This window comes from Pacificibacter maritimus, from assembly GCF_003814915.1.
GTDB lineage: Bacteria > Pseudomonadota > Alphaproteobacteria > Rhodobacterales > Rhodobacteraceae > Celeribacter > Celeribacter maritimus.
The window spans coordinates 1-18,479 of the sequence record NZ_RKQK01000001.1; the positions used below are offsets into that span (position 1 = coordinate 1).

Genomic DNA, 18,479 nt, shown 5'->3' on the forward strand with positions numbered 1-18,479 from the left:
ACTATAAAAACTTCTTGATTACTGAACATTGCTAACGCAATGCCCCGTGCATGAAAATCATGCACTCGGGGGCGTCCAGGCAAATCATAATCCCGAATACAAACGTAACCGACACCCCGCCCGTAAAACAGCGGGTGTTCTCGTTTCTGGGGGGGGATAACTCCAAAATCTCTGCCAATTCACCAGATAACATAGCCAAGCCTTATGACCTGCGATGCCAAGCTCACAGCCAACCTTTAAGCGCAAAACGACATCACACATGTTCAGCTGCGAAATAGCTGATGTAAATTCTCACTTCGATCGTTCAGCTACCGCTCGGTGGTTGGCTGGCGTCCAGCGACCGGACGTCTCTATGCAGAGTTTTAGGACGGCAGTTTTGAAGAGGTCCGGCAAATTTGGGCAGCGTGGTAAGGTGTATCCAACACGATTGAATGAATACGGGAATGAGAAAGCAACGGAACTTGTCAGACAAGTTTAAGGCTGCTGTAGCGCTTGAAGCGTTGCGCGGTGATAAGACGGTGCAGAAGATCGAAGCGAAGCGCCAACTTCATCCTAGGCGGGTGAGCACGTGGAAACGGCAGGCGATTGCAAAGCATGGCCAATGTCTTCTCGGACAAGGTCAAGAAGGCTGAGAACAAAGACGGTGAGATCAAAGATCTTCATGCCAAGATCGGCCAACTTGCAGTGGAAAATCATTTTTGTCACAAGGGCTAAGGCGATGAGCCCATCTGAACGCCGTGAGATGATCCGGAAGGACAACACCGACCTTAGCCTGACGCGTCAGTGCAAGCTGCTCAATATCAGCCGTTCCTCACTCTATTACACGCCCGTCGGCTTTGATCAGGCCATCTACAAAGGGCCCAACTCCAACAAGACGCACCCGCAGCATAAGATCTGGTCATACTTATAGAGAAAGATTTTGATTACGCGGCCCAACCATGTTTGGTGCAGCGACATTACCTACATTTCAGTGAAAAACGGCTTCCTGTATCTGGTGGCAAACATGGATTGGGCAACACGAAAAGCGGCGTGAGCATAAACCCGATGCATCTAAGCAAAGCCGCAAACCTGTACTAAAAAGCAGGACCACTTCAGTCAAAACAAGAAGATGTAAGGTTTTAAAGTTTTAGAGCAGACAGATAAAATCCGGATTTTTTCAGCTATTTAAAAGTTGATTTTTTACAACAATTTTTATGCCTCAACAGTGATGCAGAATTATAGATAAAGTTTTTCGACACGACAGTTCTCCACAAAATTGAGCCATTCAGCGCATCAGTTAAGATTGCCACACCGTTTTTTGGTCTGCGCGACTATATCCCACACCCGCGTTTCCGAATTGGACTGCGCATAAATACGAAACTCTGGCGCGTTGCCTGAGAGGCGCAGATGCACCACATCGCCATTGGTAAAATCTGCCCGCAACCCATCGGTTAGATCGATTGAAGCAATCGCCCCAAACGGTTTAAAAAAAGCTGCACGTATAGGTTCATCTTCGATCAAACGCGACAAGAATACAGCGGCTTGCGCACGATCAATATTTTGCAGACGATCAGCCGCAGTAAAGCATGCAGGCAAATCTGCAATCAATTCAGCAAGGCTTTGACCCGACGTTTTCGCAGCGTACAACGAAGCAATCATTGGCAACATACAATCGCGCGTGGGCAGGGGGCTGAGAGAGCCTTTAATCATTGCCTCGAACCCTAAAAGAAAACCGCCATTGGCCTCGAACCCGACAACATCAGGGTGATCTGTGCGCAATTGATCCATACCCGCAATCACAAAAGGCGACCCGATCTCGGTCAATTGCACGGCTTCGAAATCAGGCAAACGCCGCACCATGTCGTTGGATGACACTGGCGTAACGACTGCTTTTGCATTCAACACCTGCGCAGTTAACACTCCTAGCACATCGCCAGCAATCACCTTGCCAGTCGCATCGGTTAGCATTGGACGGTCTGCATCACCATCAGTAGATGCAATGGCATCCAGTCCATTGTCCCGACACCAATCCGCCAGTTTGGCACGTGTATCCGCATCCACAGCTTCTGTATCAACAGGAATGAAAATATCAGAATGGGCAAGGGGAACGATTTCAGCCCCGAGGCCTGTAAAAATATGTTCCATCGTATCACGTGCGACCGAAGAATGGCGGTAGATACCAATGCGCAGGTCAGCCAAAACATCTGCGCCAAAAGCGTCAATGTAGCGCGAGATATAACGGGGTTCTGCTGTGGTGTTTTTCGTATAGCTGCCCCTTGCCCCAACAAAACGCTCACGGGCATCATAGGCTGCAGTAATCGCGGCCTCATCTGCTTTAGAAATTTCACCATCCGGTAAATAGAATTTCAGTCCGTTGCGGTCTGCTGGAATATGGCTGCCCGTGACCATGATAGCTGCAGCACTGGCCCCCATGGATGCGAGTGCCAACGCAGGTGTGCCAAGCGCGCCGCAATCGATGACATCCACCCCAGCATGTTCAGCAACGCGGCAGATAACCTTAGAAATATCAGGCGAGGAGGGACGCAGATCCCGCCCAACATACAGGGTTTCGCCTGCGTCTAAAGTCGACAGAAAGGCATGCACATAATCTGCGACAAGCTCAGGTGTTAATTCGGAGACAAGCCCACGTAATCCGCTCGTACCAAAAGAAGGAGCCATACTAAAATCTTTTCATCACAGTTATTGAAACTCTACCTCAAGCCTCATTCAGATAGGACACGGTAGGCGTTTCGCGGTTATTTCAGAAAATGTTTCGGACGCGAAACATTTTAGTGCTTAGAAAGCATTACCTCGTTTACCCCTGCCAGCCTGCATCTCGTAGCAAGGCTGCAAACCTGTACTAAAAAGCAGGACCACTTCATGACGTTGATATGGGGCGCGCACTTAGCTTTGATAATAATCTTTATACCAGTCCACGAACTTTGCGACGCCTTCTGGCACGGCGGTTTTAGGGGTGTAGCCTGTCAAGGATTTCAGCAGGTCTGCGTTGGCCCAAGTGGCGGGCACATCGCCGGCTTGCATGGGCATTAGGTTGCGTTTGGCGGTCTTGCCTGTGGCGGCCTCGATGGCTTCGATAAAATCGACCAATTGCACGGCGTCTGAGTTGCCGATGTTGACCACACGATGCGGGGCAACGGGCGACAAGCTGTCGCCATCCGCCACAACGCCATCTTCAGGGCGCACAGGCGGGGTGTCGATCAACAGGCGAATGGCATGGACAAGGTCTTCCACATAGGTGAAGTCGCGCTTCATGTCGCCGTGATTGTAGACATCGATCGGGGTGTCTTCCAAAATGGCTTTGGTGAACTTGAACAGCGCCATATCAGGCCGCCCCCATGGGCCGTAAACGGTGAAGAACCGGAACATTGTGATCGGCAGATCAAACAAATGCGCGTAGGAATGCGCCATGTTTTCGGTCGATTTCTTGGTCGCTGCATAAAACGACATCTGGTGATCAGCCTTGTCGGTTTCCGCGTAAGGCATCTGGGTGTTGGCGCCAAAAGCAGACGATGTGGACGCCAGCAACATGTGCGCGGGCGGGTAGGCGCGCGCTGCCTCGAGCAATTCAAACGTGCCGATGATGTTGCTTTCCAAATAGGATCGCGGGTTCTCGATCGAATAGCGCACGCCAGCTTGCGCTGCGAGATGCACAACGACATCAGGTTTTTCATCGGCAAACAGCGACATCAAGAGGTCAGGCGTCTCAACCTTATCTTCAACAAAGCGATAGTTTTCGGACTGCAAAAGCTGCGCATTGCGGCGCTCTTTTAGGGCCACGTCATAGTAATCAGACATGCAATCGACACCGATTACGCGAAATCCATCGTCTAGGAGGCGGCGACAAACGAAAGAGCCGATAAAGCCGGCTGAGCCCGTGACAAGTGCTGTACGCATTTGAGAAGTCCTTAGATCAGTCCGCACCAAACAGGTCGCGGGTAAAGATTTTGTTGGTGACGTCTGAAATGTCATCGGTCACGCGATTGGCGACGATCACATCGGCCTCGGCTTTAAATGCCTCCAGATCGTTCACAACCCGCGAGCCAAAGAAATCGGGATCCGTCATCACCGGTTCATAAACGATGACCTCGATGCCCTTGGCTTTGACGCGTTTCATGATGCCTTGGATTGATGATTGGCGGAAATTGTCGGAGCCCGCTTTCATCACCAAGCGGTAGACGCCCACGATTTTCGGTTTGCGGGCGATGATTTGATCGGACAGAAAATCTTTGCGGGTGCGGTTGGCGTCGACGATGGCACGGATCAAGTTTTGCGGCACTTCAGAGTAGTTCGCCAGCAATTGCTTGGTGTCTTTTGGCAGACAATAGCCACCGTAGCCAAAGCTTGGATTGTTGTAATGGTCGCCGATGCGTGGATCCAAACCGATGCCTTCGATGATCTGTTTGCTGTCCATGCCGCCCGCCATGGCGTAGCTGTCGAGTTCGTTGAAAAACGCCACACGCATCGCCAGATAGGTGTTGGCGAACAGCTTGATCGCCTCGGCTTCATCGGCGTCCGTAAACAAAATATCGACGTCTTTTTTCACCGCCCCCTGCAGCAGCAAATCCGCAAAGACCTTTGCGCGCTCAGATTGCTCGCCGACGATGATACGGCTGGGGTGCAGGTTGTCGTAAAGCGCACGGCCCTCGCGCAAAAACTCAGGGCTAAAGATCACTTGAGTGGTGTCATAGTCTTCACGAATACGATTGATAAACCCAACAGGCACGGTGGATTTCACCACGATCGTCGCCGTGTCATTGACCGAAATCACCATTTGAATTACTTGCTCCACCAAAGAAGTGTCGAAGTAATTGGTGTCGGCGTCATAGTTCGTCGGCGCAGCGACAATCACGAAATCCGCGTCTTTATACGCCGCAGCCCCGTCCAAAGTCGCGCTTAGACGCAATTCCTTTTCGGCCAAAAACTGTTCAAGCTCGGCATCTACAATCGGACTCTTGCGCGCATTGAGCATCTCAACGCGCTCAGGTGAAATATCGACAGCAACAACATCATTGTGCTGCGCCAAAAGAACAGCATTCGACAGGCCCACATAGCCAATTCCTGCAACAGCGATTTTCATGCAAGTTTCCTTTATCCTTTGGTGACACCAATCCATATAATCGGATCTGAATGGTGTTAATTCTCAAGAGGTCTTCAACACGAGCAATGTGAGTGACTATATACGGCTGTTTCGACCAACAATTGTATTATAGACCCCTATATCTAGTCTGCGGCATCCGCCCAACCTTAAAACGCGCCTGTTGCGAAAATTTCATGCAACGGCTCAATATTTAGACTCTCTGCGCTTGCTAGAATGCAGTATCGGTTTTTGGTAAATGTTGGTGAAATAAGGGGCGGTAAGGGCCAAAGGTCTACCCTTTGGGGCCTTGCCCGCGATAATAGATGTCCTCATATCGAATAATATCATCCTCCCCGACGTAAGATCCTGTTTGCACTTCGATCAAAACCATTGGCACTTTTCCAGGGTTTTCCAGACGATGAACGCAACCTAGAGGTAAATAGACAGATTGGTTTTCGGTAACGAGTTTTATTTCATCATCGACGGTGACGCGTGCCGTGCCTTCAACCACGATCCAATGTTCTGACCGGTGAAAATGGCTTTGTAGAGACAATGCCGCGCCAGGATGCACGTGAATACGCTTCACTTGGAAGCGGTCGCCGATAACAAGACTTTCAAACCACCCCCATGGACGGTGATCTTTCGGGAACATCGTTGCTTGTGCAGATCCTTTGGCCTTAAGGGCTGCAACAGCTTTTTTCACGTCTTGGGCGCGCGACATATCAGCGACAAGAACCGCATCATTCATCGCGATAGCCATCACGTTCTTTAGGCCGATGCCGACAATTTCTAGGTTTTCGCTGTCAGAGCGCAAAAGGCTGTTTTCACATTCAATTGCAGTCGCATCGCCAGAGGTCACAACCCCATCGGCATCGGGGCCAAGATCGCGCCAAACCGCGTCCCAACCACCCAGATCGGACCAGCCGCCATCAAAGGGTACAACAGCCAAATTGGCCGCACGTTCCATCACGGCGTAGTCTATGGAAATATCTTCCGCTTGGGCCCAAGCATCCGGATCAAGGCGCAAGAAACCAAGATCAATCTGCGCCGCATCAATAGCGTCTGTTACAGGCTTTGTAAGGCTGGGGGCGTGTGCCGCAAAAGCCGCAATAATGTCTTTGGCCTTGAACAAGAAAATTCCAGCGTTCCACATAAATGTGCCTGCATCCACCATTTCGGCGGCACGCGCGGTATCTGGCTTTTCAACAAACTGCTTGAGATCAACCGCAGCACCTGACGTATCTGGTTGAGCCGCCAATTCCAAATATCCGTAGGCCGTTTCGGGATGCGTTGGCTTGATGCCAAAGGTCACGAGTTTACCTGCCTCAACAGCGGCAAGACCCTTGCTGATGGCCGCATGAAAAGCTTCGGTGTCAGGCACCACATGATCCGAAGGTGCAACAATCATGATCGCTTCAGGATCCGTCGCCATCAAATGCAAGGCGGCGGCAAGAATTGCGGGCGCTGTATTGCGCCCTTCAGGCTCGATTAAAATAACCCCTGGATCAATGCCGATGGCAGCCAACTGCTCGGTCACGATGAACCTAAAATCCGATCCGGTCAAAACAGCAGGGGCAGCAAAAGATAGAGCATCAGTCGTACCGCTCAACCGTTTGGCTGAAGCCTGAAATAAAGTTTCGTCTCCAACCAAAGGAACAAACTGTTTTGGATAAGATTTGCGAGATAGAGGCCAAAGGCGCGTGCCAGAGCCGCCACACAGTATAACAGGAGTAATCATAAGTTAGTATAGCCCTTAGTTATCCGTTACCCCATATACAGACCCTAATCGTAACTTACCATGAATATCTATTTGTTGGGCAAACTCTGAATGGTCCCTTATGCAGACTTGTCGCGGTTTAGTTTTGGTTTATGTCGAACAATATCGTCTCACTATGGACAATCCGTTCGGGTTTCTACCGTTATCCCATTCCGCTAGGGCATTTTTATTTGGTGGATGGATTCATCCGGTCACTGCAACACAGTGTAGAACTTTGAATTTGAAAGATTGTATTGGTGACCAAACCAAGACCGATGGTCGAACAAAGGAAATCCGTAATTTGGCGTGAATGGAAACGCGGAACCCCGATGGTTAACGTTGCGCGGGTTATCGACGTACCGCCAGCACCTGCTTTCTCGTATTTGCAATCATCTCAGAAGCAAACGCAGATACCGTCATACATAGGGCCATAAGAGCGGACCGAGGCAACAAAGCATTGATGGCATCAAGGCCTGCTGACGTCGAAGCGCGTGCCGTTTATGGGCATTGGGGGGGCGATCTGACTATGAAGCCACAAACATCGAATGAGGCCGTCGAAAAGGTGGTCAAAACTTGGGCTATTCACTGCCGTAAATGCTTTACTCAGAACGAGCGGCTAGAGTGTCACTAAAGGTGCGATAATGTATTGTATTTATATAATTATTTAATGTTTCGACTCATCCTAAATCGCACACACAATACGAAGTAGGGAACGACGGTTGCGCCCTCCTGCAACCAAATTACTATCGTGGACCCTTTGACTGGGGTTAGTCGACCACATGGCAACAGGATTTTACGATCTTCGATCCGTCGTATGAATGTTCGTCGGCAGAGTTCTGATATCCAATCAGGCCGAACAATATTGATGTTGATGCGCGGTGTATCGTCTTATCGTGCCATCAACACGAATTTGGTGTTCGTCGGGTTATCCCCTGTTGAAATCCTTTATTTAGAATAGGTTCACCCTCTATGTGAATAGTGTAATGATTTTTTCACCATGGGACGGAAACGAGACCTGTCGTGGTTTGTGACCTTATCAAACTGGGACAAGCCTGCTGTCTTTGACAGCTTTTAGAGTAAAACTCGTGCTGATGGACTGGACGTTGGGCAGTTGCACCAGCGCGTTTTTCACGGTTTCCTCGTAATCGCGCACGCTGCGCGCGATGACTTGCAGGACGTAGTCGTGATCACCGCTCAAGGAATAGCATTGCAAGATTTCAGGCACGGCTTGTACTGCATCTTCAAATTTTTGCAGCCGATCACGCTTGTGCTCGGCGATACGCACGAAACACAGAACGCGAATTTCATAGCCGACAGCTTCGGGATCAATCGTAAAGGTTTTGTCGCCAACAATGCCTAGATCTTTGAGCCGTTGTAGGCGTCGCCAACAGGGTGAATGGCTCATACCGACAATATCACCCAGCTCACGCATGGTGATGTCTGGATCTTGTTGAATGCAATTTAAGATCTTGCGATCCGCGTCATCTATTTTGATCATTCTGTGAGTCTCCCTTACAGGTCAGCATATCACCTTTCTAAAAAGGGTACACTGTATTCCTGTTTCGCGATCATTTGGCACTATGTGACCTAACATATGAAAAACACATCAACGTTAGTGACATTGTTGCGCGCGTTGTGTGGGAAACTCCGTGCGGGAGGAGTTCAATGTCTATTACGCTCGACGACAAGTACACGGCCCGAAGTGGTCATGTTTTTCTATCGGGGACACAGGCGCTGGTGCGCCTCCCGATGACGCAAATGCGCAGAGATCGCGCCGCAGGATTGAACACGGGGGCCTTTATTTCGGGCTACCGCGGCTCGCCTTTGGGGGCCTACGATCAACAACTGGTCCGCGCCCAAAAGCATCTGGAAAAACAGGATGTGATTTTCCAGCCAGGCCTGAACGAGGACTTGGCGGCGACAGCCGTTTGGGGATCGCAGCAATTGCATCTGTCCAATGGCGCCAAGAAGGACGGCGTTCTGGGCATGTGGTACGGCAAAGGTCCGGGCGTTGATCGCTCTGGCGATGTTTTAAAACACGGCAACGCGGCTGGCAGTTCACGCCACGGCGGCGTTTTGGCGCTGGCAGGCGATGACCACACCTGCAAATCGTCGTCCATTCCGCACCAATCTGACCACGCTTTTATGTCGGCTTTGATGCCGATGCTTTACCCGTCCTCTGTGCATGAATTCATTGAAATGGGTCTTTTGGGCGTGGCGATGTCGCGCTTTTCTGGCTGTTGGGTGGGATACAAAGTGATCTCCGAGACGGTCGAGACCACCACTGTGGTCGACCTTGCCCAAGAGCAACGCCAATTCGTATTGCCGACAGATTTTGAGATGCCCCAAGGCGGGCTGAACCTGCGCTGGCCTGATGCGCCTTTGGTGCAAGATGAACGTCTGCAAGAGTTCAAAGGCTTTGCGGCTCTCGCCTTTGCGCGTGCCAACAACGTTGATGTCACCACCATCGCCGACGACAACGCCCGCTTCGGTATCGTGGCCTCTGGCAAAGCCTATGAGGACGTGCGTCAAGCTTTGGCGGAACTTGGGATCGGCCCCGACGAACAGCGCGCCATCGGCCTGCGGCTCTATAAGGTCCGCATGCCTTGGCCGCTTGAACCGCAAGGCATCCGCGCGTTTTCCGAAGGGTTGGAAGAGGTGCTGATCGTCGAAGAGCGCCGCGAAATCATCGAGAACCAAATCAAACAGCAGCTGTTCAACTGGCGCGCAGATGTGCGTCCGCGGATCGTTGGCAAGTTCGACGAACAAGACCGAGCTGTGCTGCCCCTGTCCAAAGGCTTGACCGTTGGCAGTGTCGCCGAAGCTTTGGCCGCGCGTATCTTGCGCCTTGATCTGCCCGAGGGCTTGGGCGCACATATCAGCAAGCGCGCTGAGATCATCAAAGCCGCTGAGGCCAAAGGCCGCGATGTGGTGCCGCCTGTTACTCGCTTGCCGCATTACTGCGCCGGTTGCCCGCATAACACGTCAACGCGCGTGCCCGAAGGCTCCACCGCGATGGCTGGCATTGGCTGTCACTTTATGGCGCAGTGGATGGATCGTCGCACAGATACCTTTACCCAAATGGGCGCAGAGGGCGTGCCGTGGTCAGCGATCGGGCGCTTTACGGATGAAAAACACCGTTTCGTCAACTTGGGCGATGGCACCTATTTCCACTCTGGCCATTTGGCTGTGCGCCAATCCGTGGCGGCCAAGGCCAATATCACTTACAAAATCCTCTACAATGATGCGGTCGCCATGACGGGCGGTCAACCTGTGGATGGGATGCTGACGCCGCAACAGATCACGCATCAAATGTATCACGAAGGTGTGGCGCATATCGTTTTGATGTCCGACAGACCGGATGTCTATAAACCTGCCGATCTGGCCCCCAAAACCGAAATCCGTCACCGCGATGATATCGACGCTGTGATGCTTGAGTTGCGCGAGATGGCGGGCACGACTGTGATCGTGTTCGAACAGACCTGCGCGGCCGAAAAACGCCGTCGTCGCAAGCGCGGCAAAATGGAAGATCCTGACATGCGTTTGTGGATCAACCCTGCTGTTTGTGAAGGCTGTGGTGATTGTTCAGAGAAATCAAACTGTATCGCGATTGAGCCCGAAGAAACCGAAATGGGCCGCAAGCGTCGCGTCAATCAATCCATGTGCAACAAGGACTTTTCTTGTGCCAAGGGCTTCTGTCCGTCTTTCGTCACTGTACGTGGCGGCCAGTTGAAAAAACAAAAGGCCAAGGGCGGCATGGATGCGGCCAGCTTGCCAGAGCCTCAACTGCCCGAGATTGACCGCGCATGGAACCTGTCCATCGCAGGTGTGGGCGGCACAGGCGTTTTGACTGTGGGGGCTTTGCTGGGCATGGCCGCGCATATCGAAGGCAAAGTGCCGATGATCCTCGACATGGCCGGACTGGCGCAAAAAGGCGGTGCGGTGCTCAGCCACATCCGCATTTCGCGCCCCGATCGCCCTGTTGCCGCACCGCGTATCGCGGCAGGTGGTGCGGATCTTTTGCTGGGCGCTGACTCTGTTGTTGCGGCCTCAAAAGAAAGCATTGTGCTGTGTAACCCTGAGCGCACGCAGGCGATTTTGAACGCCAAAGTGACGCCTACGTCTGACTTTGTGCGCTTGCGTGACTTTGATTTCCGCGAAACCGAAGTGGAAACGCTGGTCGAGAAAAACGTGCGCAATCGCGATCACTTTATCAACTTCACGGACTTGGCCACGCAGCTAACGGGCGACGCTATCAGCGCCAATATGATGATGCTCGGCTACGCTTGGCAGCAGGGCTTGGTGCCAATTGGACGCGACGCGATTGAGCAAGCTGTGACGCTGAACGGCGTTGCTGTTAAAGCCAATATCGCGGCCTTCAATTGGGGGCGTTTGCTGGCGCATGATCCTGAGGCTGTGACATCCGCGGCAGGTCCTGCGCAAGTCGCAGCGCGTCCGCAAAATCAGTTGTCGACAGATGAGCTCATCGCCCACCGCAGCGCGCATTTGACGAAATATCAAAATGCGCGCCTTGCCAAACGTTACACAACACGTCTGGCGCGCTTGGCTAAATCCGTCGATGCAGACACACTGCGTCAAGCGGCGATCTCTTATGCGGCGGTCTTGGCCTATAAAGACGAATACGAGGTTGCGCGCCTGTATGCCGATCCGTCTTTCCGCGATAACATGGAAAAGACCTTTGAAGGGGATTACAAAATCGCCTTCAATCTTGCGCCTCCAATGTTGCCGGGTGAGGATTCAACAGGGCGTCCGAAAAAACGCGAATTCGGCCCGTGGATTTTGCCTGTGTTTGGCGTTCTGGCGCGGTTTAAAGCGCTGCGAGGCACTTGGGCGGACCCCTTTGGTTACGGCGCTGATCGCAAGATCGAACGGGATTTGATTGCTCTGATGGAGGCGGATCTTGATCTGGCAGAATCCATGGCCGGCAAAGATGTCGATCCACAGATTTCGCGTCTTCTGGCGTTGCCGCAAGACATCCGAGGCTATGGTCCGGTTAAAGAAAAAGCATATAACGAGGCATTGGTACAACGCGATGCCCTTCGTGAAACGATCAAAAATGGGAATGGCGCAACGCGTGCTGCGGCCTGAGGAGGAAAGACTATGTTCAATGCATCAATGACATTTGATTTGGGTGAAGACGTTAACGCGCTGCGCGAGATGGTACACCGTTGGGCGCAAGATCGCGTCAAACCATTGGCCGCCAAAACGGACGAGGAAAACGAGTTTCCAGCCGAGCTCTGGGAGGAGCTGGGCGCGCTTGGGTTGTTGGGTGTTACGGTACCTGAAGCTTACGGAGGCGCAGGCATGGGCTATTTGGCGCATGTGATCGCGGTGGAAGAAATCGCGCGGGCCTCTGCGTCCATTTCTTTGTCCTACGGCGCGCATTCCAACTTGTGTGTCAATCAGATCAAACTGAACGGCACAGAAGAACAAAAGCAAAAATACCTGCCTAAACTGATCTCTGGCGAACATGTCGGTGCCTTGGCCATGTCCGAAGTGGGCGCGGGCTCTGACGTTGTGAACATGAAATTGAAAGCCGAGAAAAAGGACGATCACTTTGTTCTCAATGGCAACAAATTCTGGATCACCAATGGTGGCGAGGCCGAAACTTTGGTGGTCTACGCCAAAACTGATCCTGAGGCAGGATCGAAAGGTGTCACAGCCTTTTTGATCGAGAAATCTATGGCGGGTTTCACCCAGTCTAAGCACTTCGACAAGCTTGGGATGCGCGGGTCCAACACGGTTGAGTTGATCTTTGAAGACGTGAAGGTGCCGTTTGAAAACATCCTTGGCCAAGAGGGCAAAGGCGTGCGCGTTTTGATGTCCGGTCTTGACTATGAACGCGTTGTTTTGTCTGGCATCGGCACGGGCATCATGGCCGCTTGTTTGGACGAAATCATGCCCTATATGGCAGAGCGCAAACAGTTCGGTCAGCCGATTGGCAACTTCCAATTGATGCAAGGCAAAATCGCCGACATGTACACCAAGCTCAACTCAGCCCGCGCTTACGTGTATGAAGTGGCCAAAGCCTGTGATCGCGGCGAAGTCACCCGCCAAGACGCGGCCGCCTGTGTGCTTTACGCCAGCGAAGAAGCCATGGTCGTGGCGCACCAAGCCGTACAGGCAATGGGTGGGGCAGGGTTCATGAATGAGACCCCTGTGAGCCGTATCTTCCGCGATGCCAAGCTGATGGAAATCGGTGCTGGTACCTCTGAAATTCGCCGTATGTTGATTGGGCGCGAGTTGATGGGAGCAATGACCTAATGGCTGTTATCAAATCATCCATTTCCCCCAGATCAGACAGTTTCAAAGCCAATGTCGCAGCCCATGAGGCCGCGATGGCCCCTGTGCAAGAGGCCGCAGCAAAAGCCATCGCAGGCGGTGGTGAAAAGGCGCGGGACCGTCATTTAAGCCGAGGCAAAATTTTGCCCCGCGACCGTGTGGCACGTCTGCTGGATCCCGGTTCGCCCTTTATGGAAATCGGTATGTTTGCCGCATTCGGCATGTATGACGGAGCCTCTCCTGCGGGGGGCGCTGTGGCGGGGATCGGCCGCGTTTCTGGCCGTGACGTAATGATCGTGTGCAACGATGCCACTGTCAAAGGCGGCACCTATTTTCCAGCGACGGTGAAAAAACACCTGCGCGCGCAAGAAATTGCGATGCAAAACCGACTGCCTTGTATCTATCTCGTGGATTCAGGCGGCGCGAACCTGCCCAACCAAGACGAGGTCTTTCCAGACCGTGATCACTTTGGTCGCATTTTCTACAACCAAGCCAATATGTCCGCCATGGGCATCCCGCAAATCGCGGTGGTGATGGGGTCTTGTACCGCTGGTGGCGCCTATGTGCCTGCCATGTCGGATGTGACCATTATCGTACGCGACCAAGGGACTATCTTTTTGGCGGGGCCGCCCTTGGTCAAAGCCGCCACGGGCGAAGTTGTCACAGCCGAAGAATTGGGCGGCGGCGATGTGCACACGCGCCTGTCTGGCGTGGCTGACTATTTGGCTGATGATGATGCGCACGCCTTGGCGCTGGCGCGTCAGGCCGTTGGCAATCTGAACATGACCAAACCCAACCAGCTTGATCTCGCGCCCATCGAAGACCCGCTATATGATCCAGACGAGATTTTGGGCGTGGTGCCAGGAGATCTGCGCACGCCTTATGACATTCGCGAAGTGATCGCGCGTATCGTCGACGGCTCGCGGTTCGACGAATTCAAGGCCCGCTATGGCACCACTTTGGTCTGCGGATTTGCCCATGTTATGGGCATGCCTGTGGGCATCATCGCCAACAATGGCGTGCTGTTTTCGGAAAGCTCCGTCAAAGGCGCGCATTTCGTGGAACTGTGTTCGCAGCGCAAAATCCCGCTGGTGTTCTTGCAAAATATCACCGGCTTTATGGTCGGTCAGCGCTATGAATCTGGCGGCATCGCCAAAGACGGCGCGAAACTTGTGACAGCAGTAGCCACCACGAAAGTGCCGAAAATCACCATGCTTGTGGGCGGCTCGTTCGGGGCTGGCAACTACGGCATGTGTGGACGCGCTTTCTCGCCGCGCTTCTTGTGGAGCTGGCCGAATTCTCGGATCAGTGTTATGGGCGGGGAACAGGCAGCGGGCGTTTTGGCCACTGTGAAACGCGACCAATTGGAACGCGCAGGCCAAAGCTGGTCCACTGAGGACGAAGCCGCGTTCAAGCAGCCGACCATCGATATGTTCGAACGTCAATCTCATCCACTCTACGCCTCGGCCCGCCTTTGGGACGATGGCATTGTCGATCCACGCAAATCACGTGAGGTGCTGGCCCTGTCGCTATCCGCCGCATTGAACGCGCCGATCGAAGACACACGCTTTGGCGTGTTCCGCATGTGAGGGGAAGACCATGTTTAAGAAAATACTGATTGCCAATCGCGGTGAAATTGCTTGTCGTGTTATGGCGACGGCCCGCAGGCTTGGCGTGAAAACTGTCGCGGTCTACTCGGATGCGGATGCTCATGCCAAACATGTGCAATGCGCCGATGAGGCCGTTCACATTGGCCCAGCGGCTGTGGCGCAAAGCTATCTTTTGGGCGACAAAATCATTGAAGCTGCCCTGAAAACAGGCGCGCAAGCGATCCATCCGGGCTATGGATTTTTGTCCGAGAACCCTGACTTCGTGGAAGCGGTTGAGGCGGCCGGTCTTGTGTTTGTCGGCCCCCCTGCATCCGCGATCAAAGCCATGGGCCTCAAAGACGCGGCCAAGGATTTGATGGTCAAAGCGGGCGTGCCCGTTGTGCCCGGTTACCATGGCGGTGAACAGGACGCAGACTTTTTGGCCGCGCAGGCCGATGAAATCGGCTATCCTGTGTTGATCAAAGCCCGTGCGGGCGGGGGCGGCAAAGGCATGCGTTTGGTCGAAGATCCCGGCGATTTTAAAGCCGCCTTGGAAGGCGCGCAGCGCGAAGGCCAAGCCAGCTTTGGCGATCCGTCTTGTTTGATCGAAAAGTACATTTTGCAGCCACGCCACATCGAAATTCAAGTGTTCGGTGATGGTCATGGCAATGCCATCCACCTGTTCGAACGCGACTGTTCTTTGCAGCGCCGCCACCAAAAGGTGATCGAAGAAGCGCCAGCGCCCGACATGCCCGACACCGTGCGCGCGGCTATGGGCAAGGCGGCGGTCGAGGCGGCGAAAGCGATTTCCTATTCTGGGGCAGGCACGGTCGAGTTTATCGTCGATGGCTCAGGCGCGCTGCGTGAGGACGGCTTTTGGTTCATGGAAATGAACACCCGTTTGCAAGTAGAACACCCCGTGACCGAGGCCATCACAGGTCTTGATCTGGTCGAATTGCAACTGCGTGTGGCCGCGGGAGAGCCGCTGCCTGTGCGTCAAGAAGACCTGTCCATCAACGGCTGGTCGTTTGAAGCACGTGTCTACGCCGAAGACGTGCCCAAGGGCTTTTTGCCCGCCACCGGCACGCTCGATCACCTGCGTTTCCCTGAGGGATCAGAGTTTTCTGAAGGCGCCGTACGGATCGATTCCGGCGTGCGCCAAGGCGATACCATCAGCCCCTGGTACGACCCGATGATTGCCAAAGTCATCGTGCATGGTCCGACCCGTAAGGCGGCTCTTAATATGCTGACCTCCGCTTTGGAAAACTGTCAGGTCGCAGGCTCTGTCACCAATCTTGAATTCTTGACGGCCTTGTCACGCCACGACGGTTTCGGCAAAGGCGAGGTCGATACGGGGCTTATTGGCCGCGATTTGGACGCGCTTGTCGCCACTGCGTCGCCGAGTGCAAATGTTCTGGCTCTTGCCGCTTTGGGCGCGCTCAATCTTGTGGCGCCTGTCTCAGGCAACGACCCGTTTGAGCGCCTTTCTGGCTGGCGTCAGTGGGACGATGCGACGCAATTTGTCTCTTTGACCTACGCCGACACGCGCATTGACGCTCAGGTCACGCAGCATGGCAAAGGTCAGTTTTCGGTCACGTATGACGGCGAAACTGTGCGCCTCGGTGTGACGGCGCTGGACGGCACTGCTGTGCGGGTCGAGCTGGCGGATCGCGTTGCGACGGCTGATCTTTTGATTGAGCCTGCGCGCGTGTCGGTCTTTGCGGATGGGCGCAGTTATAGCTTTGATCTGATCGATCCTTTGGCCGGCGCTGACGCGGAACAAGAGGGCGGCGATACCATCGTGGCCCCGATGCCGGGTCTTGTCCAAGCGGTGCTCACTCAGGTCGGCGCCGATGTTGCCAAAGGCGATGCTTTGCTGGTTTTGGAAGCAATGAAAATGGAACACACGCTGACCGCGCCGCGCGATGGTGTGGTTGCCGAAATTTCTGTGGCCGCAGGTGATCAAGTCACCGATGGTAGTCTGCTATTGGCTTTGGAGCCCGCAGATGACTGATCATGTGACCCTGTTCGAAATGGGGCCTCGTGATGGGCTTCAAAACGAAAAAGCGATGATCGCCACTGCGGATAAGATCAAGCTGGTGGACATGCTCACGGATTGCGGGTTTTCCAAGATCGAGGTGACGAGCTTTGTTAGCCCGAAATGGGTGCCGCAAATGGCCGATGCCTCGGACGTCTTGGCGGGCATCACCCGTGCGGACGGCGTGTCCTATGCGGCGTTGACCCCAAACATGCGTGGCCTCGCGGGTGCGCAAGACGCCAAGGCCAATGAGGTCGCGATCTTCGGCTCTGCGTCTGAGGGCTTCAGTCAGGCCAATATCAACTGCTCGATTGATGAAAGTCTGGAACGCTTCGCGCCAGTTTTAGAGGCCGCCAAAGCGGCGGGCCTGCCTGTGCGCGGCTATGTGTCTTGCACGGTGGAATGCCCTTATGATGGGGCTACTCCGCCCGAAAACGTCTTGCGTGTGACCAAGGCGATGCTTGATATGGGCTGCTACGAAGTCAGCCTTGCCGACACCATCGGCACGGCCACACCGAGCGGCATTTCGCGGATGTTGGATGCTGTCTTGGCCGAGGTTGCCCCAGAGCTTTTGGCGGGGCACTATCACGACACGGGCGGGCGCGCGCTCGACAATATCAAGGTGAGTTTGGACAAAGGCCTGCGGGTGTTTGATGCCGCTGTGGGTGGTCTTGGGGGCTGTCCCTATGCGCCTGGCGCGCAAGGCAATGTCGCCACCGAAAGCGTTGTCGCAATGCTAGAGGCCCAAGGATATGCCACAGGAATCGATCAAGTCGCATTGGCCAAAGCCGCCGCGTTTGCGCTGAGTTTGAAGGAAACAGCATGACATATGAGACATTGGACATCCATCAAGACGACCGTGGTGTCGCCTATGTAACGCTCAATCTGCCAGACAAACGCAATGCTTTGGCGCCTGAGATGATCGCGGAATTGACGGACATGGCGCAAACACTGGGCGCTGCGCGGGATACCCGTGCGATTGTCTTGTCTGGTGCTGGCAAAGTCTTTTGCGCCGGTGGTGATTTGGGCTGGATGAAGGCGCAGATCAATGCAGACCGTGCAACCCGTATGCACGAAGCCCGCAAGCTGGCCGAAATGCTGAACGCCCTTAACACCATGCCGACGCCTTTGATCGGCCGCATCCATGGCGGCGCCTTTGGCGGTGGTGTGGGCATGGCTTGCGTTTGTGATGTGGCGATTGCCGATGAGGCTGCAAAATTCGGCCTTACTGAAACGCGTCTTGGGATCATCCCTGCGACCATCGGGCCCTATGTTGTCGCCCGTTTGGGCGAAGGCAATGCACGCCGTGTATTCATGTCTGCGCGTATTTTTTCCGCCGCCGAAGCTGCCGCGCTGGGCGTGGTCGCGCGTGCTGTGCCGTCTGACGATTTGGACGCCGCTGTCGAGGCCGAAGTCGCGCCCTACCTGTCTGTGGCGCCGGGCGCAGTTGGGGCCGCGAAAGCCTTGGTCCGCACACTTGGCCCGCGCATCGATGCAGATGTGATTGATGACACCATTCGTCAATTGGCCGACATTTGGGAAGGCGCGGAGGCAACATACGGTATCGATGCCTTCTTTGCAAAGACTCCAGCCCCATGGCAAAAGTACAATGACCGCACGAACGGTTGAAGCCACAATCAATGACGATCATGTCATGGACAAATGATCCGTCTGAAGCAGGGTCATCGTCGATGGTGCTAAGCAACTGGTGTACAA

11 protein-coding genes and 1 pseudogene are annotated in these 18,479 nt (G+C 53.9%); 7 read left to right on the plus strand and 5 right to left on the minus strand.

Annotated elements, in window-relative coordinates:
* Positions 1–1,272: 1,272 nt before the first annotated feature.
* From EDD53_RS00005 to EDD53_RS00020, 4 genes are all read right to left on the minus strand, one after another.
* Positions 1,273–2,658, minus strand: coding sequence for a phosphomannomutase (locus tag EDD53_RS00005; RefSeq protein WP_123791163.1), 1,386 nt, complete (start codon positions 2,656–2,658; stop codon positions 1,273–1,275).
* Between the two features lie 225 nt (positions 2,659–2,883).
* The gene (locus EDD53_RS00010) at positions 2,884–3,894 is read right to left on the minus strand and encodes a GDP-mannose 4,6-dehydratase (protein ID WP_123791164.1); all 1,011 of its coding nucleotides are present in this window, start codon (positions 3,892–3,894) and stop codon (positions 2,884–2,886) included.
* 16 nt (positions 3,895–3,910) lie between these two features.
* Positions 3,911–5,077, minus strand: coding sequence for a nucleotide sugar dehydrogenase (locus EDD53_RS00015; protein WP_123791165.1), 1,167 nt, complete (start codon positions 5,075–5,077; stop codon positions 3,911–3,913).
* A 292-nt stretch (positions 5,078–5,369) separates the two neighbouring features.
* Positions 5,370–6,815, minus strand: a complete 1,446-nt coding sequence (locus tag EDD53_RS00020) for a mannose-1-phosphate guanylyltransferase/mannose-6-phosphate isomerase (RefSeq protein ID WP_123791166.1) — start codon at positions 6,813–6,815, stop codon at positions 5,370–5,372.
* Between the two features lie 275 nt (positions 6,816–7,090).
* On the opposite strand from EDD53_RS00020, the pseudogene EDD53_RS15090 reads away from it, so the two are divergent.
* Positions 7,091–7,222: pseudogene (locus tag EDD53_RS15090) on the plus strand (IS30 family transposase); the annotation flags it as partial.
* Between the two features lie 647 nt (positions 7,223–7,869).
* On the opposite strand, the gene EDD53_RS00025 reads toward EDD53_RS15090, so the two are convergent.
* A complete protein-coding gene (locus EDD53_RS00025; RefSeq protein WP_123791167.1) occupies positions 7,870–8,331 on the minus strand; it encodes an Lrp/AsnC family transcriptional regulator in 462 nt (153 codons plus the stop codon).
* 167 nt (positions 8,332–8,498) lie between these two features.
* On the opposite strand from EDD53_RS00025, the gene EDD53_RS00030 reads away from it, so the two are divergent.
* The 6 genes from EDD53_RS00030 to EDD53_RS00055 are packed head-to-tail and all read left to right on the plus strand — an operon-like array spanning position 8,499 to position 18,392.
* Positions 8,499–11,942, plus strand: coding sequence for an indolepyruvate ferredoxin oxidoreductase family protein (locus tag EDD53_RS00030; RefSeq protein WP_123791168.1), 3,444 nt, complete (start codon positions 8,499–8,501; stop codon positions 11,940–11,942).
* 12 nt (positions 11,943–11,954) lie between these two features.
* Entirely contained in the window at positions 11,955–13,118 is a 1,164-nt protein-coding gene (locus EDD53_RS00035; RefSeq protein ID WP_123791169.1) for an isovaleryl-CoA dehydrogenase, read from the plus strand.
* A complete protein-coding gene (locus EDD53_RS00040; protein WP_123791170.1) occupies positions 13,118–14,725 on the plus strand; it encodes a carboxyl transferase domain-containing protein in 1,608 nt (535 codons plus the stop codon). Before EDD53_RS00035 ends, EDD53_RS00040 begins: the two co-directional genes overlap by 1 nt.
* Positions 14,726–14,735: 10 nt before the next feature.
* Positions 14,736–16,739, plus strand: a complete 2,004-nt coding sequence (locus EDD53_RS00045; protein WP_123791171.1) for an acetyl-CoA carboxylase biotin carboxylase subunit — start codon at positions 14,736–14,738, stop codon at positions 16,737–16,739.
* The gene (locus EDD53_RS00050; RefSeq protein ID WP_123791172.1) at positions 16,732–17,589 is read left to right on the plus strand and encodes a hydroxymethylglutaryl-CoA lyase; all 858 of its coding nucleotides are present in this window, start codon (positions 16,732–16,734) and stop codon (positions 17,587–17,589) included. The genes EDD53_RS00045 and EDD53_RS00050 overlap by 8 nt, the downstream gene beginning before the upstream one ends.
* A complete protein-coding gene (locus tag EDD53_RS00055; RefSeq protein ID WP_123791173.1) occupies positions 17,586–18,392 on the plus strand; it encodes a crotonase/enoyl-CoA hydratase family protein in 807 nt (268 codons plus the stop codon). Before EDD53_RS00050 ends, EDD53_RS00055 begins: the two co-directional genes overlap by 4 nt.
* Positions 18,393–18,479 lie beyond the last annotated feature (87 nt).